Source organism: Corynebacterium sp. KPL1818, assembly GCF_000478135.1.
Taxonomy (GTDB): domain Bacteria; phylum Actinomycetota; class Actinomycetes; order Mycobacteriales; family Mycobacteriaceae; genus Corynebacterium; species Corynebacterium accolens.
The window spans coordinates 651,499-667,961 of sequence record NZ_KI515759.1; the positions used below are offsets into that span (position 1 = coordinate 651,499).

Genomic DNA, 16,463 nt, shown 5'->3' on the forward strand with positions numbered 1-16,463 from the left:
TTACCCGATTAGGCAGTACAAGAGAAAGGGACAAATCAGTGGCGGAATTAGACATCAGGCTCTACGGGGATCCCGTATTAAGCTCGCGGGCAGAAGAGATTACTACCTTTGACACCGGCCTGCGCACGCTGGCACAAAACATGCTAGAGACCATGGATGCCGCCGGCGGGGTGGGGCTCGCGGCGAATCAGGTGGGCATACTCAAGCGCATCTTTGTCTATGACTGTTCGCCTATCCAGGCCGGATTGCGCGGGGTTCTCATCAACCCCGTGTGGACGCCGCTGGGAGAAGACATGCAGGTTGGCCCGGAAGGATGCCTATCCATCCCGGGGATTAGCGCCGATACCCCGCGGCACAACCGGGTATTTGTCTCTGGGCGCGATGTAGAAGGCAGGCCGGTGGGGATGGTCGCCTCGGGGCTTTTGGCTCGGTGCATTCAGCATGAAACCGATCACCTTGATGGAGTGCTATTCCTGTGCCGGCTTGGCGATGCCGACCGCAAGGCCGCCATGCGTACCATCCGCGAAGCCGATTGGTTTAATAGCGCGGGGTAGGCGAGCTTCGGCAACGCAGGCAGGCTCGTTGTACCCTAGAATTTTCACCCGAGACCTCGAGGAGACTCATCCAGTATGCGGATTATTTTTGCCGGCACCCCAGAGCCGGCGGTGGTGGCATTGGAGAAATTGCTTGCCTCCAGCCACGAAGTGGTAGCGGTCATTACCCGGCCCGATGCGAAGAAGGGCAGGGGCCGCAGCCTTCACCCGAGCCCGGTAAAGGCGCTGGCGCAAGAACACGGCATCGAGGTGTTGACCCCGACCACGCTGCGGCCTGGCACGGAGGATGGCGATAACCTGCGTGAGCGCCTGGCGGAGCTGCAGCCCGAGGCCATTCCGGTGGTGGCCTATGGCAATCTCATTAGCAAGGATCTCTTGGATGTCGCGCGCCATGGCTGGGTCAACCTGCACTTTTCCCTTCTTCCCGCCTGGCGCGGCGCGGCGCCGGTGCAGGCGGCTATCGCGGCGGGCGATGATATTACCGGTGCGTCCACCTTCCGGATTGAAGAAGGCCTGGATACGGGCCCGGTATTCGGCACGGTTACAGAAGACATCACCGGAACCGATACCGCGGACGATCTGCTCACACGGCTGGCGTATTCCGGGGCGGATCTCCTGGTCGCCACCATGGATGGGCTGGAGGCCGGCACGCTGGAGCCGCAGGCCCAAAGCGGCGAAGCCACCTATGCGCCGAAGATCTCTACCGCGGCAGCCCGCATTGACTGGGCGCAGCCTGCCTTCGCCATCGACCGGCATATCCGCGCCCACACCCCAGGCCCGGGCGCGTGGACGCTGCTTGACGATGCCCGCCTCAAGCTCGGCCCGGTGAGTCTCACCGAGGGCATCGGCAAGCAGCTGCATCCGGGCGAGGCGCTGATTAGCAAGGACGCGGTGTACATCGGGACCGCGACGCAACCGGTGCAGCTGGATAGGATTCAGCCGCCGGGCAAAAAGATGATGAATGCGGCCGATTGGGCGCGTGGATTAGGAAAGAACGCAGAGGTGAGGTTCCAGTGACTGGTGGATTCCGCTCCCGCAGTAAGTCCGGCGACAAGGCGCCGGAGGCTAAACAACACGGCAAGAACGGCGCGCCCCAGCGCGGCAATGCGCAGGACGGCCAAGGCAAGCGTGGTCCGCAACGCCAGGGCAACCGGGGTGGCCGGGGTAGCCGGAATGCGGGTGCAAATAATGCAGGCGCGGGGAAGCCACTTGTGCAGGCCGCCATCGACCAGGGCGTGGATCCGGCCCGCGCCATTGCCTTTGATGTGGTGCGCCGGGTAAGCGAAGAGGATGCGTTTGCCAACCTTGTCCTGCCCAAGGCGCTGCGCAAGCAGAAACTTTCTGGCCGCGATGCCGCATTCGCCACGGAGATTACCTATGGCACCCTGCGCACCTTGGGCGTGCTCGATGCGGTAATCGCGCAGTGCTCCTCGCGCGAGTTGGAGGCAATCTCGCCGGTGGTCATCGATGCCCTGCGTCTGGGCACCTACCAGGTGCTCTATACGCGCGTGGAACCCCACGCTGCGGTAGATACCTCCGTCCGGCTCGTCGTGGCGGGCGGGGAAGAAAAAGCCAAAGGGTTTGCCAATGGCATCTTGCGCACCATTACCCGGACCCCGCCGAATGAGTGGCTCAAGCGCCTTGCCCCAGAAGGTGAGGTTGCGGGCCTGGCCTTTAGGCATGCGCACCCAACGTGGATCGCGGAGTCTTTTGCCCGCGTTGTCGACCCCGAGGAATTGCCGGCTGCCTTAGCGGCGGATTCCGAGCGACCGAGCGTGCACCTGGTGGCGCGGCCGGGCGAAATTTCCGCCGAGGAACTGGCGCTGATTACCGGAAACGAAGAAGGTACCTACTCGCCCTACGCGGTGTATATGGATTCTGGGGACCCAGGCCAATTGGAACCGGTCCAGCAGGGCATGGCCGCGGTGCAGGATGAAGGCTCGCAGCTTATCGCCCGCGCCGTGTGCGAGGTGCCCGTCAACGGTACCGACCAGGGACGTTGGCTCGACCTATGCGCGGGCCCGGGTGGCAAGGCGGCCCTGATAGGGGCCTTGGCGCGCATCGAGTCCGCGCATGTCGATGCCGTGGAAGTATCACCGCACCGCGCGAAACTGATTGAAAAGACCGTGCAAGGGCTGCCGGTGACCGTCCACGTGGCCGATGGCCGCAACCCGCAGGTGGGCTCGGGATTCGATCGCATCTTGGTGGACGCGCCGTGTTCAGGGCTGGGCGCTTTGCGGCGCCGCCCAGAGGCACGCTGGCGGAAATCTGAGGCCGATATTGCCGAGCTTTCGACACTTCAATTCGAGCTCTTGTCCTCTGCTTTAAAGCTCGTGCGCCCGGGCGGGGTCGTGGTGTATTCCACCTGTTCGCCGGACCTGCGCGAAACCCGTGACATCGTCGACCAAGCGGTAGAAAAGCTGGGCGCGCAGGAGCTGGATGCGCGGGATTTTATCCCGGATATGGGCAATGTAGGAAAAGAAAAATCCGTCCAAATGTGGCCGCACCGCCACGGCACCGATGCCATGTTCATGGCGGTATTGCGGCGCGGCGATGAGGAAGGGCGCTAGGATTAAAGGTATGCCTGCACCACTTATTTCTCCGTCAATTTTGGCTGCTGACTTCGCGCGGCTAGGTGAACAACTAGAGGCCATCTCGAATGCCGATTGGATCCATGTAGACATCATGGACGGGCACTTTGTCCCCAACCTTTCCTTCGGTCCGGATATTACGGCCACGGTGAAAAGGTCCACGGATAAGCCGCTTGACGTGCACCTGATGATTGAGGAGCCGGCGAAATGGGTGGAGACTTATATCAAGGCCGGTGCCACCACCATCATTTTCCACGTGGAAGCGGTTGAGGGTGAAGCAGCCGCGGTGGAATTGGCAGAAAATATTCGGGACTTGGGCGCGCGTGCCGCCTTTTCCATCAAGCCGGATACGCCCATTGAGCCGTGGCTGGATAAGCTGCACCATTTTGATGAGGTGCTGGTCATGTCCGTAGAACCGGGTTTTGGCGGGCAGAAATTCATGCCCGCCATGCTGGATAAAGTCCGCGCCCTGCGCGAAAGCATTGACCAGCAGAACCTCGATACCGTCATCGAAATCGATGGCGGCATCGACCCGGATACGATTGCCTTGGCCGCGGAGGCCGGGTGCGATTCCTTCGTGGCGGGATCGGCCGTATTCAAAAGCGACGATCCAGCGCAGGCGGTGGAAGAACTGCGCGCGCTTGCGGCGCGGTCATAATGGCCGGCGCGATGGATGAAACCAATATTCCCGGAGCATTGCTTCAGGCCATGCAGGCCGGTGCGGCGGTGCGCGGCACCACGAGCCCCAATCCACCGGTAGGCGCGGTGATTTTGTCTGCTACCGGCGCCGTTGTGGGCATTGGTGCGACCCAGCCGGTAGGTGGTGCCCACGCGGAAGTCATGGCGCTGCGCGCGGCCGGCGAGAAGGCCCGCGGCGGTACGGCCGTCGTCACCCTGGAGCCGTGCGCGCATACGGGCAGGACTGGTCCCTGTGCCACGGCGCTTATCGATGCCGGAATTGCCCGCGTGTTCTACCTGCATCCCGATCCCACGCCCCAAGCGGGCGGGGGTGCGCAGGCCCTGGCCGCCGCCGGGGTAGAGGTGGGCCAGCTCACCGCACCGGATGGCGTCGAAGACGCGGTGCGTGCCTGGTTGCGCGCGGTAAAGCTGCAGCGCCCGCACGTCACCCTGAAATTTGCGCAGACCTTAGATGGGTTTACCGCTGCCGCCGATGGCACGAGCCAGTGGATCACTGGGCCTAAGGCCCGCGAGTGGGTCCACGCCGATAGGGCGCGGCGCGATGCCATCATTATCGGCACCGGCACCGCGCTTGCCGATAACCCCTCGCTTACCGCGCGCTTTAGCGATGGGAGTCTGCGGGAGCACCAGCCGCGCCGCGTGGTCATCGGCAAGCGCGATCTCCAAGCCGCGGGTGAGAAGGCTTCGCACCTGCAGCGGCTGGGATTTGAGCAATATGACACCATCGAGGGCGCGCTGAAGGAGCTATATGCCAGCGGCGCCCGCGACGTCTTGGTGGAAGGAGGGGCTGGCCTGGCCCAGAGCTTTATCGAGGCTGGCGCCGTGGATACGCTGGCGGCGTATATTGCCCCCATCCTGCTCGGCCAAGGGCGCGGGGTTCTGGCGAATGCGGTGGCGCACACGCTTGCCGATGCCCCACATTTTACCACCGTGCGCACCACCAGCCTCGGGCCCGATGTCCTCATCGAATACGAGGCGCGGAATGAGCGTTAAGAGATTAGATACTTAAGAGATAAACACAAGGGGATTAATTGTTTACAGGGCTAGTACAAGAACTCGGCACGGTAGCCGCGCTCGAGCAACAGGCGGATGCGCTGCGGCTGAGCATTCGCGCGCCGCAGACGGTGAGTGACGCGCGCCTAGGGGATTCCATCGCCATCAATGGCGTGTGCCTTACCATCGCGGAATTGGATGGGGATATTTTCTGCGCTGATGTGATGCAAGAGTCATTGGACCGGACGGGACTCGGTCAGCTGAAAGAGGGCGCGCGGGTGAACGTTGAGCCGGCATTGCTGCCGACCACGCGGCTGGGTGGACACATGATGCAGGGCCATGTCGATGGCACGGCGCGCTTGGTCTCGCGCGAGCACTCGGAGCACTGGGACGTGCTGCGCTTTAGCTTGCCCCGCGATCTTGCTCGGTACGTCGTGGAAAAGGGCTCCATCGCGGTCAACGGCACGTCCTTGACCGTCAGCGCCGTAGGCGAAGATTGGTTCGAGGTCTCCCTCATCCCAACCACCTTGCGGGAGACGACGCACGGTGAATCCAAGGTTGGCGATATCGTAAACCTCGAGGTGGATGTGCTGGCGAAGTACGTGGAAAAGATGCTTCACCCCGAATCCGGAAGTGCTCAAGCAAAGGACTAGACTGCTAGGTTATGTTCGCGACTGAAGAGAGCATCCATTTTGATGCCATCGATCACGCCATTGCGGAGATTGCCGCCGGCAAGCCGGTCATCGTCATGGATGATGAAGAACGGGAAAACGAAGGGGATCTGATCTTTGCCGCGGAGCTGGCAACCCCGGAACTGGTCGCGTTTATGGTGCGGTATTCCTCCGGATACGTGTGCGCCTCGCTATTGCCGGAAGATTGCCAGCGGCTCGATTTGCCGCCGATGATGGCGCAGAATCAGGACGTGCGCCAGACCGCTTATACGGTCACCGTGGATGCGGCAACGGGCTCTACCGGAATTTCTGCGGCCTCCCGCGCGGAAACCATCCGCCGCTTGGCGGATCCTTCGACCCAGTCCAGCGACTTTACCCGGCCGGGCCACGTTGTTCCCCTGCGCGCGCGGCCCGGTGGGGTGCTGGAGCGCGATGGGCACACGGAAGCCGCCGTCGATTTGGCCCGCCTTGCTGGCCTTCGCCCTGCCGGCGTGCTGTGTGAAGTCGTATCAGAAGAAGACCCGACGGATATGGCCCGCGGGCCGGAGCTGCGCCGCTTTGCCGATAAGCACGGCCTCGCCCTGATTTCTATCGCGCAGCTCATCGAGTGGCGCCGCCACCATGAGGTGCAAACCCAGCGCGCGGTGGAAACCCGCCTGCCCACCGAGTATGGCGAATTCACCGCGATTGGTTACAGACATGACCTCGATGGCCAAGAGCACATCGCCTTGATCGCCGGTGATCCCACGCAGCTTCGTGGAGCCCGCGATGTTGTGGTGCGCGTGCATTCCGAGTGCCTGACCGGAGACGTCTTTGGCTCGCGCCGCTGCGATTGCGGCCCCCAATTGCAGGAATCCCTGCGCAAGGTGCAGGAAGCCGGCAGCGGGGTAGTCATTTACCTGCGCGGCCACGAGGGCCGCGGGATCGGGTTGGTGCACAAGCTGCAGGCGTACCGGCTCCAGGACGAGGGCTGGGATACAGTCGATGCCAACCTGGAACAAGGGCTGCCCGAAGACGCCCGCGAGTATTCCGTGGCCGGCCAGATCCTGAAGGACCTTGGGGTGGAATCGGCGCAGCTGTTGACCAATAACCCACACAAGGGCGAAGGCCTTGCCGGCTTTGGTATCGAGGTCAGCCGGTACACCCCGCTGACCATCGCGGCAAATGCCGATAATATTCGGTATTTGCGCACCAAACGCGACCGCATGGGCCACAATCTTCCGCAGGTGGCACAGTGGGACGCGCAGCACGAAGGAGAATTAGGTAAATGAGTAAAGAAGGATTACCGGCTATCGCCCAGGTAGATGCGCGCGGCCTCCGCGTCGCGGTGGTGACCGCGACGTGGAACGAGGAAGTCTGCGATCAGTTGCACCAACAAGCGGTGGACACTGCGCGTGCTAATGGGGCAGAGGTCGCGGAGTTCCGCGTCGTCGGCTCCCTGGAACTGGGCGTGGTTGTCCAAGCAGCCGCGCGGAAGTTCGATGCCGTCGTTGCCTTGGGCTGCGTCATCCGCGGCGGCACCCCGCACTTCGATTACGTCTGCGATTCCGTCACCCAAGCCCTAACGCGCATCTCCTTGGATGAATCGACGCCGATTGGCAATGGGGTATTAACGGTCAATGACCAGCAGCAGGCCATCGATCGCGCAGGTTTTCCTGACTCGGCGGAAAACAAGGGCGCAGAATCCATGATTGCGGCTTTAGATACCGCGCTGCAATTGCGTAGACTAAACGCAGATTAAAGGCAGGCAGGACTTCCGGAGGAGTAAAGCACATGAATGAGGCCGCAGCCTCGAATGAATCCCACCCGCGCCGCTCTCTCAGCGATGCAGAGGTATTGGCCTATACCAGCGCGGATCCCTTCGCACGGACCACGTCGAAGCCGTGGGAATATACCGCTAAGTCCCCGTTCTTGCGCAAGATCGCCATCGGCTGGGTCATCCTAGTCATGGCCATCCATATTTTCATGGGTGTCACGCTCGATATCTCCTTTACCGGCGCGCACGTGACCACCATCGATAAATTCGCTTTCCCCGGTGTGGGCGTAGTCATTTCCATCTTGTCCTGGATTGCGCTGAACCGGCCGCGGTTGCAGGCCAATGAGGATGGGGTAGAGATCCGCAATATCATCGGCACGCGCTTTTACCCGTGGCAGGTGGTCTACGGGCTATCCTTCCCCGTCGGCCAGCGCATGGCCCGCCTTGAGCTGCCCGAATTTGAGGCCGTGCCCGTGTGGGCGCTGCAGTCCGGCGATAAAGATACCGTGATCACAAAAGTCCGTGACTTCCGCGATCTGGAAGCCAAATACATGCCGCAGGATTAAGCATTGGCAGATCCAACCACCTATCGCCCCGCCCCAGGAACCATTCCGACGGAGCCGGGCGTTTATAAGTTCCGCGATGAAAACAAGCGCGTCATCTACGTAGGCAAGGCCAAAAACCTGCGGGCGCGCCTGTCCAATTATTTCCAAGACATCACGCAGCTGCACCCGCGCACGCGGCAAATGGTGTTGACCGCCAGCTCCGTGGAGTGGACGGTTGTTGCCAGCGAAGTTGAAGCCCTGCAGCTGGAATATACGTGGATCAAGCGGTTCGATCCGCACTTTAACGTCATGTACCGCGATGACAAGACGTATCCCATGCTTGCCGTCTCGGTGGGAGAGGTTGTCCCGCGCGCCTTTTTCTACCGCGGCCCCCGGCGTAAGGGGGTGCGCTACTTCGGGCCCTATTCCCATGCATGGGCGGTGCGCGAAAGCCTGGATCTGCTCACCCGCGTCTTTCCCATGCGCACCTGTTCAAAGGGTGTATATAACCGGCATGAGCGGCTGGGGCGGCCGTGCCTTTTGGGATACATCGGCAAGTGCGATGCGCCCTGTATCGGGCGGGTAAGCAAGGAAGAACACCGCGAGACCGTCAATGAGTTGGTCTCGTTCATGAACGGCAACACGGCGGGTGTTAGGCGCAAGCTGGTTAAGGACATGGAGGCTGCCGCCGAAAACCTGGAATTTGAGCGTGCGGCTAGGTTGCGCGATGACCTTGGGGCCATCGATAAGATTATGGAGCAACAAGCGGTTGTCTTTGCCGATGGCACCGATGCCGATCTGATTGCGTTTAATTCCGATGAATTAGAAGCCGCCGTCCAAATTTTTCACGTGCGCGGCGGCAGGATCCGCGGCCAGCGCGGCTGGGTCGTTGAACGCGCCGGCGATCAGGCAACCTCTGAGCCCATTGAGGAGGGCCAACCCGATCCCGCCTTGCCCGCCTTGGTGCAAAACTTCCTCATCCAGTTTTACTCGGATGCCGTGGAGCGCGAAGAACAAGAAGCCCGTGAGGACGCGGCTTTAGCTGCGGATGTGCCGCGGCGCGGGGTGGACCAGGAATCGCACATGGAACAGCGCCACGTCCACGTCATCCCGCGCGAGATTCTGGTCCAGGCCATGCCGGAGGAGTCCGAACAAGTGGTGTCCCTCTTGGAAGACCTGCGTGGTGCGCGCGTCGATCTGCGCGTTCCCCAACGCGGCGATAAACGCTCCCTTATGGATACCGTGGAGAAGAACGCCAAGGAGCAGCTGCGTCAGCACAAGCTGAAGCGCGTGGGCGACCTCACCGCGCGGTCTGCGGCGCTGCAGGATATCCAGGATGCCTTGGGCATGGACCAAGCACCGCTGCGCATTGAGTGCACCGATATTTCGCATATCCAAGGCACCGATGTCGTCGCCTCGTTGGTGGTTTTTGAAGACGGTATCCCGAAGAAATCCGATTACCGGCGCTACCGCATCAAGGAAGCCGCCGGCGACGGGCATTCCAATGACGTCGGCTCCATTGCAGAAATCACGCGGCGCCGGTTTAAGCGCCACAACCAAGATAAGTTGGCGAACCCGGACGAGGAAAAGGAAGAGTCTTCGTTCGCGGAAGAAAAGGTGGCGGAAGAATCCGCCGAGGCAGGCCGCCGCTTTGCCTATCCTCCTCAGTTGTTCATCGTGGATGGCGGCGCGCCCCAGGTGGCCGCGGCGCAAGAGGTATTTGATGAACTGGGCATTGTCGATGTCACCCTCGTGGGGCTGGCCAAGCGCTTGGAAGAAATTTGGGTTCCAGGCGATAATGAACCGGTGATTTTGCCGCGCAATTCCCAGGCCCTGTTCTTGCTGCAGCAGATTCGCGATGAGGCGCACCGCTTTGCCATTACCTACCACCGGCAACAACGGTCTAAGCGCATGCGCTCTTCGGCGCTTGATGCAATTCCTGGTCTCGGTCCGCAGCGCCGGACGGATTTGGTCAAGCATTTTGGCTCCGTCAAAAAGCTCAAGGCTGCTTCGGTGGATGAGATCTGCGAGGTCAACGGCTTCGGGCCGAAGCTGGCCCAGACCGTCTACGATAAGTTGCACGACGCACAGTAAATAAGCAGCCTTCCGGCAGAAGTGTAGAGCGCGAAAACGCTAGACTGGTGTGCATGACGCACTTCGAGACTCCGCCCATCTTGATTACCGGCATGTCCGGCGGCGGGTTGAGTTCCGCCGCCAAGGTTTTTGAGGATAAGGGCTACTACGTGGCGCATAATATCCCGCCGCGCGCCATCGTGGACCTGTGGAAATTGTGCAACCAGGAAGAAACGCCCGTTGAAAAGGTTGCGGCGGTAACGGACGTGCGTTCCCGCATGTTTCCGGGTTCCCTCATGGAAACCATCGATGAGTTAACGGCGCTGGGCATGAAGCCCACCGTGCTCTTCCTCGATGCCCGCGATGATGTGCTCATTCGCCGCTTCGACTCTGTGCGACGCACCCACCCCTTGCAGGGCGACGATACCTTGAAGGTGGGCATTCAACGCGAACGCCAAGCGGTGGCCGAGATTCGGGATCGCTCCGATATCATCATTGATTCCACGAACCTCTCGATTCATGACTTGCGCCGGGCTATCGAAGCTGCATTTGGCGAATTTCAGAATACGAACCAGCACGTCACGGTGGAATCCTTCGGATTTAAAAACGGTTCCCCGCGCGATGCCGACATCGTTGTCGACGTACGCTTTTTGCCCAATCCCTACTGGATTCCGGAGCTGCGCGGCTGTCGCGGTACCGATGCGCCGGTGGCCGATTATGTTCTGTCGCAACCGGCCGCCCAGAAATTCGTGGATAGTTTTGTCGCCATGTTTTCCACCATGCTGGAGGGATACCGGCACGAGGGCAAGAACTTCATCACCGTGGGCGTCGGCTGTACGGGCGGGCATCACCGCTCGGTGGCGGTAGCTGAGGACATCGCCAAGCGCCTGCGCGCCAATGACACCCTTGACGTCAGCATTTTGCACCGGGATATCGCCCGCAATTAGGGCTGAGGAGCATTAAAAACTGTATGGAACACCCTTCTCATATGGTCTGCCTTGGCGGCGGCCATGGTCTTTATCAAACCCTTTTATCCGCCAGGCGCAGCAATGCAGCGGATATTTCTGCCATCGTGACGGTTGCCGATGATGGCGGTTCTTCGGGGCGCCTACGCCGGGAATTGGATATCATTCCACCCGGTGACCTGCGCATGGCTTTGGCGGCGCTAGCCGATGACAATCGGATAGGCGAGCTGTGGGGCAAGACCCTCCAGCATCGCTTTGGCGGCAATGGCGCTATGGCAGGCCATGCCGTGGGCAACCTCATGATCGCCGGTTTGACCGGGGTTTTGGGCGATTACCAGGCCGCCTTGGACGCGGTGGCGGAGCTTACCCACTCGCACGGGCGGGTCATCCCCGTGGTCCCGCATCCCCTAGAAATTGAGGCCGATGTCTCAGGGCTTGACGATGACCCCCGGGTCATGCGCCAGGTCCGCGGCCAGGTCGCGGTGGCATCGACGCCGGGGCATGTGCGGCGGGTGCGCATCCTGCCTGAAGCACCCCAAGCGAGCCCGGCTGCGCTGGAGGCTATTCGGCAGGCTGATCTTATTACCATCGGTCCGGGATCCTGGTTTAGCTCCGTGCTGCCACATACGTTGGTGCCAGAAATCGTCCAGGCCATTTCTGAATCCAATGCTTTGCGCGTCGTCATGCTCAACCTGTCGGCCGAACCGGGAGAAACCCAAGGCTTTTCTGCGGAGCGCCACGTGCACGTTCTTGCCCGTCACGCACCGAATTTGCGCATCGATCGCATCGTGGTGGATGCGGCAGCGCTGCCGAATGAGAGCGAACGGGTTTATGTGCAGCGCGCCGCGCAAGCCTTGGGGGCCCGCGCGGTATTTGCGGATGTCAGCATTCAGGATGACAATGGACAGCGATTGATGAAACACGATCCAGACAAACTTTCTTCTGTCATCGTGGATCTTTATAACGAGTACCGGCGGGCCTAGCTAAGGTCAGGCCAGCCAGTCCTCAATGCGCGGGGCACGGTAAAATAAGAAAATTCAGTTTCCCACGCAGTAGTTGGTGTGCGTGGGGCCGTGCATTGCACAAGCGTCATTCGTGACTGTGACAGAGAAATGGGGCGAACTAGGTGACCACACCGTTGACCGAACAGGTCAAAGAAGAACTAGCGGCGGTAGGCGTAACCCGTCAGTCCGCGCGCGCAGCGGAGCTCGCATCGATTCTGCGCTTTGCCGGAGAGGTAGACGTCTCTGGGGACAGCATGGCCTATGAGCTCGAGCTCGATAACCAGGCTATTGCGCAGCGCATCCTCGTGGCTTTGGACGAGCTCTACGGGATCGAAGCGGAAAGCCATGTTGTTGGCCCTGCGGGGACGGCGAAGAAATCCCGCGTCATCGTGCGCATCACCAAAGGAGCGAAGGAGCTAACCCGCCGCCTGGGCCTGATCACCCGTTCCGGTCACGCCGTGGTGGGGCTTCCCCCGCAGGTCATTTCCGGCACGGTGGCAGATAGCGAGGCCGCGTGGAGGGGTGCCTTCCTTGCCCACGGCAGCCTGACGGAGCCAGGGCGTTCTTCGGCGCTGGAAGTAACCTGCCCCTGCCAAGAGGCCGCGTTGGCACTCGTGGGCTGCGCGCGGCGCCTGGGGATTTCCGCGAAGACAAAAGAGACCCGCGGCGAGGATCGGGTCGTTGTTCGCGACGGCGATGCCATTGGCGCGCTGCTGACCCGCATGGGCGCTCAGGTGACCCGCTTGTCTTGGGAAAAGAAGCGGGTAAAGCGCGAAGCGCACGATACATCGCGCCGGTTGGATAACTTTGATGATGCCAACCTGCGCCGTTCCGCACGGGCCGCCGTGACCGCCGCGGCGCGCGTGGATAGGGCGATGGAAATCTTGGGTGATGACGTTCCCGAGCACCTGGCCGATGCCGGCCGCCTGCGCGTGCAGCACCGCGAGGCCTCCTTGGAGGAGCTCGGCCGGCTGGCGGATCCGCCCATGACCAAGGATGCGGTGGCCGGGCGCATTCGGCGCCTATTGTCCATGGCGGATAAGCGGGCCGAAGAACTGGATATCCCCGATACTAACGAGTCCATCTCGGACGATCTTTTTGGTGACTCTTAGGCGCTGGGTACGATTGGCTCCGGCTCTTTGAACCACGAAAGGCGGGAAGGAGACAGCACTGAGGTGCTTGTCCTTCCCGCCTTGTGTTGTGCCGCGGCCCAGCACCGAGGATGATTTGGTGCTAGGCGGGGGCAGGGGCTTAAAGCCGGTGGCGGCCTAAGCTTTATGGGACCGCCTTATGGGACCAAGAATCCCAAGACGTTGGTCATCAAGAAGACGATGACACAGACAACGGCCAAGAACGCGATGGAGTAGCCCACGACGTTCTTCAAGATGACGGATTCCTTGCCCTCCATGGATACGGCGGTTGCCGCAATGGCCAGGGACTGTGGCGAAATCATCTTACCCACAACACCACCGGCGGTATTGGCGGCCAGCATGAGGTCAGGGTTGACGCCAATGCGGTCAGCGGCGGCGACCTGGAGGTTGCCAAAGAGCGCGTTCGCGGAGGTATCGGAGCCGGTCACCGCGGTACCGATCCAGCCCAGCACGGGAGCGAAGAGAGCGAAGATGGAACCGGCGGAAGATACGAATTCACCGATGGCGATGGTCTGACCCGAGTAGTTCATCGTGTAGGCCAAAGCGAGGACCAAGACAATGGTCAGTCCGGAGAACTTCATGCGGTTGGCAACTTCACCAAAAGCTTGCACGGGTTGGGCGAAGCTGAGCTTGTAGCGGCCGTTTTCGTTGCAGAAGTGATAAACAATGGCCACGATAATGCCGGAGAGCAAGAGCAAGGTACCGGGGTTGCCAAAGACATTGAAGCTAAAGCTGGTGTCCATGGCCTCGCCGTTGGTGCCGATGACGGTGCCATCCAGCAGCGGCCACGCGAACTTCAGCTTCCAGAAGCCGAAGATCGCCGGTGCTGCGGTCGCGATGGCAAATACGGCGGTAACGACGGCGTAGGGCAGCAGGGCCATCCAGATGCGGCGGCCATTGAGGTCGGTCGACGTTTCTGCGGCGGGCAGCTCCATGCGCTCGCGCAGCTGCGCGACGCCGCGTGGCTTCCAGACGCGGAGGAAGATGAAGGCGGCACCCAGGGAGACGATGCAGGCAATAACGTTGGTGAGCTGGTAAGCAAAGAAGGTGGCGGTCAGCCACTGTGCGGCGGCAAAGGAAATGCCGATGACCGCGGCGGCGGGCGCCGTTTCCTTCACGCCGCGCATGCCGTCCAGGATGAATGCGATGAGGAACGGAACAATCGCGGCAATGACCAAGACCTGCAGGGCGATAAGGCCGGCGATATCTTGGGTTTGCTCGGCGGTACGTCCGCCAACCTCACCGGCGGTGGTGACCGGAATACCAACCGCGCCGAATGCCACCGGAGCGGTATTGGCAATAAGAACGACCGTCGCAGCGCGCAGCGGCTTGACGCCGAGCGCCATAATCATGGTGGCGGTGATGGCCACCGGGGCGCCGAAACCCGCAAGGGCTTCAAGGAGGCCACCGAAACAGAAGGCGATGAGCATCGACTGGATGCGGATATCGCCATCGCCTAAGAGGTCGAAGGTCTTACGCAAATCTTCGAAGCGGCCCGAGGCGACCGTGATTTCGTAAAACCAAATCGCCGTAATAATGACCCAAACAATGGGCAGGAGGCCGAAGAGCCCACCGCGGACCGCGGAGGACAGTGCCATATCCACGGGCATCGAAAAGGCAACTATGGCCAGGATGATGGAGGTCGCAAGGGCAACGGCTCCTGAAGTATGTGCACGGGCTTTAAAGCCCATCAACATAATGAAGAAAGCCACGAGGGGGAGAATTGCCACGAGCGCGGTGAGCCCAAGACTGTCTCCCACAACAGAGGTATTTATCTCAAACATTGAGTATCCTCGATTCTAACGGGGGTACTATCGCAGGCGCATTCGGTCTGCGGGGGACTTAAATTAGTTGCCCACGCGTTTCAGGCGAGAGCTAGCGCCGAGCGAATGCCCGAGTGCTACCTGGAACACAGTGAGTTAGCGTAAGCATATCGCGTCATAAACGCGGTCGTGTGATTTGGCCCAAGTTAATTTATGTCACCGTCTCTGTGGGGAGTCAGTGTGCGAGCAGGCAGCGGAATACTCCGTACAGTGATATATCACACATTAATGGTGTAAAGTCCACAAGAACCAACTTAAACGGGCTTGAACTGCCGGATAATTTGGGAGAAACAAAAATACTCGGGAAGATTGTACGCCTAGATCGGAAAACTTTCAGATACTTTTCTGGCAGCCTTGCAGCCCACTGCACGCGCTATAAAGGCTCTGTAGTATTGCGGTTGTTGGGCAAAGCCTCGGGCACCTTACTCACCCAGAGCAGTAAAGTACTCGAAGGACCCGCGGTAGGCCCATAGAAATTATTACTCGACTTTTTGAGGAGATTTACAGTGACTACCCGCGTAGGCATTAACGGCTTTGGCCGCATTGGTCGTAACTTCTTCCACGCAGTTAACCGGACCGACAACGACCTTGAGATCGTTGCCGTCAACGACCTGACCGATAACCAGACTCTCTCTAACCTGTTGAAGTACGACTCTGTACTGGGGCGCTTCGACGGCGAGATTACCTACGACGATGACTCCATCACCGTCAACGGCAACCGCATCCAGGTCTTCAACGAGAAGGATCCGAAGAACCTGAAGTGGGGCGAGCTGGACGTGGACCTTGTTATCGAGTCCACCGGCCTGTTCACCAACGGCAACGACGCAAAGGCTCACATTGAGGCCGGCGCCAAGAAGGTCATCATCTCTGCTCCGGGCAAGGAAGTTGACGCAACTTTCGTCTACGGTGTTAACTCCGACACTTACGACCCAGCTAACCACGACGTTATTTCCGCAGCTTCCTGCACCACCAACTGCCTGGCTCCTATGGCCAAGGTCTTGAATGATAAGTTCGGTGTGGAAAAGGGCCTGATGACCACCGTTCACGCTTATACCGGTGACCAGCGCCTGCAGGACGCTCCTCACAAGGACCTGCGCCGCGCCCGCGCCGCAGCCGTCAACCTGGTACCTACCTCCACCGGTGCAGCTAAGGCCGTCTCCTTGGTCCTGCCTGAGCTGGAAGGCAAGCTGGACGGCTACGCAATGCGCGTTCCGGTCATCACCGGTTCCGCAACGGACCTGACCTTCACCGCTTCCCGCGACGTCACCGTTGAGGAGATCAACGCCGCACTCAAGGAAGCAGCTGAAGGCGAGCTGAAGGACACCCTCGCATACACCGAGGATCCGCTGGTTTCCACCGACATCGTCACCTCCCCGCACGGCTGCATCTTCGATGCCGGCATGACCAAGGTCTCCAACGGCAACCTGGTCAAGGTGCTGGGTTGGTACGACAACGAGTGGGGCTACACCTCCCAGCTCGTCCGCATGACCAACCTGGTTGCAGAAAAGCTCTAAAGTTCTAATACAGAGCAGCCCTTAATGCGATACCGGCCACAACGAACGCCCCTGACGGCACGACGTTGTGGCCGGTATCATTTTATGTAGGAACTTCGATTGTAGAATCCACTTTAAAAGGAGT

Annotated in this window: 15 protein-coding genes; 14 read left to right on the plus strand and 1 reads right to left on the minus strand. The window is 60.5% G+C overall.

The window, feature by feature from the left end; all coding sequences use genetic code 11:
* Window positions 1-38: 38 nt before the first annotated feature.
* The 13 genes from def to whiA all read left to right on the plus strand — a co-directional run bounded on the left by def (window position 39) and on the right by whiA (window position 12,963).
* On the plus strand, window positions 39-554 hold the full coding sequence (def, locus tag HMPREF1261_RS08810) for a peptide deformylase (protein ID WP_023030694.1): 516 nt from the start codon (window positions 39-41) through the stop codon (window positions 552-554).
* Window positions 555-629: 75 nt separating this feature from the next.
* A complete protein-coding gene (fmt, locus tag HMPREF1261_RS08815; protein ID WP_023017448.1) occupies window positions 630-1,571 on the plus strand; it encodes a methionyl-tRNA formyltransferase in 942 nt (313 codons plus the stop codon).
* Window positions 1,568-3,124, plus strand: a complete 1,557-nt coding sequence (locus HMPREF1261_RS08820) for an RsmB/NOP family class I SAM-dependent RNA methyltransferase (RefSeq protein ID WP_023030695.1) — start codon at window positions 1,568-1,570, stop codon at window positions 3,122-3,124. The genes fmt and HMPREF1261_RS08820 overlap by 4 nt, the downstream gene beginning before the upstream one ends.
* Before the next feature lie 10 nt (window positions 3,125-3,134).
* The gene (gene rpe / locus HMPREF1261_RS08825) at window positions 3,135-3,803 is read left to right on the plus strand and encodes a ribulose-phosphate 3-epimerase (protein ID WP_023030696.1); all 669 of its coding nucleotides are present in this window, start codon (window positions 3,135-3,137) and stop codon (window positions 3,801-3,803) included.
* An 11-nt stretch (window positions 3,804-3,814) separates the two neighbouring features.
* Entirely contained in the window at window positions 3,815-4,837 is a 1,023-nt protein-coding gene (gene ribD, locus HMPREF1261_RS08830; protein ID WP_369707785.1) for a bifunctional diaminohydroxyphosphoribosylaminopyrimidine deaminase/5-amino-6-(5-phosphoribosylamino)uracil reductase RibD, read from the plus strand.
* 38 nt (window positions 4,838-4,875) lie between these two features.
* Window positions 4,876-5,490, plus strand: coding sequence for a riboflavin synthase (locus HMPREF1261_RS08835; RefSeq protein WP_023030698.1), 615 nt, complete (start codon window positions 4,876-4,878; stop codon window positions 5,488-5,490).
* An 11-nt stretch (window positions 5,491-5,501) separates the two neighbouring features.
* A complete protein-coding gene (locus tag HMPREF1261_RS08840) occupies window positions 5,502-6,779 on the plus strand; it encodes a bifunctional 3,4-dihydroxy-2-butanone-4-phosphate synthase/GTP cyclohydrolase II (protein WP_023030699.1) in 1,278 nt (425 codons plus the stop codon).
* Complete coding sequence (ribH, locus tag HMPREF1261_RS08845) at window positions 6,776-7,249, plus strand: 6,7-dimethyl-8-ribityllumazine synthase (protein WP_023030700.1); 474 nt, start codon at window positions 6,776-6,778, stop codon at window positions 7,247-7,249. Before HMPREF1261_RS08840 ends, ribH begins: the two co-directional genes overlap by 4 nt.
* 32 nt (window positions 7,250-7,281) lie before the next feature.
* On the plus strand, window positions 7,282-7,830 hold the full coding sequence (locus HMPREF1261_RS08850; RefSeq protein WP_023030701.1) for a PH domain-containing protein: 549 nt from the start codon (window positions 7,282-7,284) through the stop codon (window positions 7,828-7,830).
* 3 nt (window positions 7,831-7,833) lie between these two features.
* The gene (uvrC, locus tag HMPREF1261_RS08855; protein ID WP_005283100.1) at window positions 7,834-9,903 is read left to right on the plus strand and encodes an excinuclease ABC subunit UvrC; all 2,070 of its coding nucleotides are present in this window, start codon (window positions 7,834-7,836) and stop codon (window positions 9,901-9,903) included.
* 44 nt (window positions 9,904-9,947) lie between these two features.
* Entirely contained in the window at window positions 9,948-10,829 is an 882-nt protein-coding gene (rapZ, locus tag HMPREF1261_RS08860; RefSeq protein ID WP_198012726.1) for an RNase adapter RapZ, read from the plus strand.
* A 23-nt stretch (window positions 10,830-10,852) separates the two neighbouring features.
* Window positions 10,853-11,830 carry a uridine diphosphate-N-acetylglucosamine-binding protein YvcK gene (gene yvcK, locus HMPREF1261_RS08865; RefSeq protein WP_023030703.1) on the plus strand — a complete coding sequence of 326 codons (978 nt, stop codon included), beginning with the start codon at window positions 10,853-10,855 and terminating at the stop codon, window positions 11,828-11,830.
* 155 nt (window positions 11,831-11,985) lie between these two features.
* Entirely contained in the window at window positions 11,986-12,963 is a 978-nt protein-coding gene (gene whiA, locus HMPREF1261_RS08870) for a DNA-binding protein WhiA (protein ID WP_084538544.1), read from the plus strand.
* A 176-nt stretch (window positions 12,964-13,139) separates the two neighbouring features.
* Here whiA and HMPREF1261_RS08875 read toward each other — a convergent pair whose 3' ends face one another.
* Window positions 13,140-14,786 carry an L-lactate permease gene (locus HMPREF1261_RS08875; protein ID WP_005279111.1) on the minus strand — a complete coding sequence of 549 codons (1,647 nt, stop codon included), beginning with the start codon at window positions 14,784-14,786 and terminating at the stop codon, window positions 13,140-13,142.
* Between the two features lie 545 nt (window positions 14,787-15,331).
* Here HMPREF1261_RS08875 and gap point away from each other — a divergent pair.
* Window positions 15,332-16,339 (plus strand): type I glyceraldehyde-3-phosphate dehydrogenase, encoded by a 1,008-nt coding sequence (gene gap, locus HMPREF1261_RS08880; RefSeq protein WP_023028837.1) that lies wholly within the window; start codon window positions 15,332-15,334, stop codon window positions 16,337-16,339.
* Window positions 16,340-16,463: the final 124 nt, after the last annotated feature.

What these genes read in the sequence shown, in the direction of transcription:
- fmt (WP_023017448.1), top strand. Translation starts at nt 630, where the DNA reads ATGCGGATTATTTTTGCCGGCACCCCAGAGCCGGCGGTGGTGGCATTG.
- rpe (WP_023030696.1), top strand. Translation starts at nt 3,135, where the DNA reads ATGCCTGCACCACTTATTTCTCCGTCAATTTTGGCTGCTGACTTCGCG.
- ribD (WP_369707785.1), top strand. Translation starts at nt 3,815, where the DNA reads ATGGATGAAACCAATATTCCCGGAGCATTGCTTCAGGCCATGCAGGCC.
- HMPREF1261_RS08840 (WP_023030699.1), top strand. Translation starts at nt 5,502, where the DNA reads ATGTTCGCGACTGAAGAGAGCATCCATTTTGATGCCATCGATCACGCC.
- ribH (WP_023030700.1), top strand. Translation starts at nt 6,776, where the DNA reads ATGAGTAAAGAAGGATTACCGGCTATCGCCCAGGTAGATGCGCGCGGC.
- HMPREF1261_RS08850 (WP_023030701.1), top strand. Translation starts at nt 7,282, where the DNA reads ATGAATGAGGCCGCAGCCTCGAATGAATCCCACCCGCGCCGCTCTCTC.
- yvcK (WP_023030703.1), top strand. Translation starts at nt 10,853, where the DNA reads ATGGAACACCCTTCTCATATGGTCTGCCTTGGCGGCGGCCATGGTCTT.
- HMPREF1261_RS08875 (WP_005279111.1), bottom strand. Translation starts at nt 14,786, where the DNA reads ATGTTTGAGATAAATACCTCTGTTGTGGGAGACAGTCTTGGGCTCACC.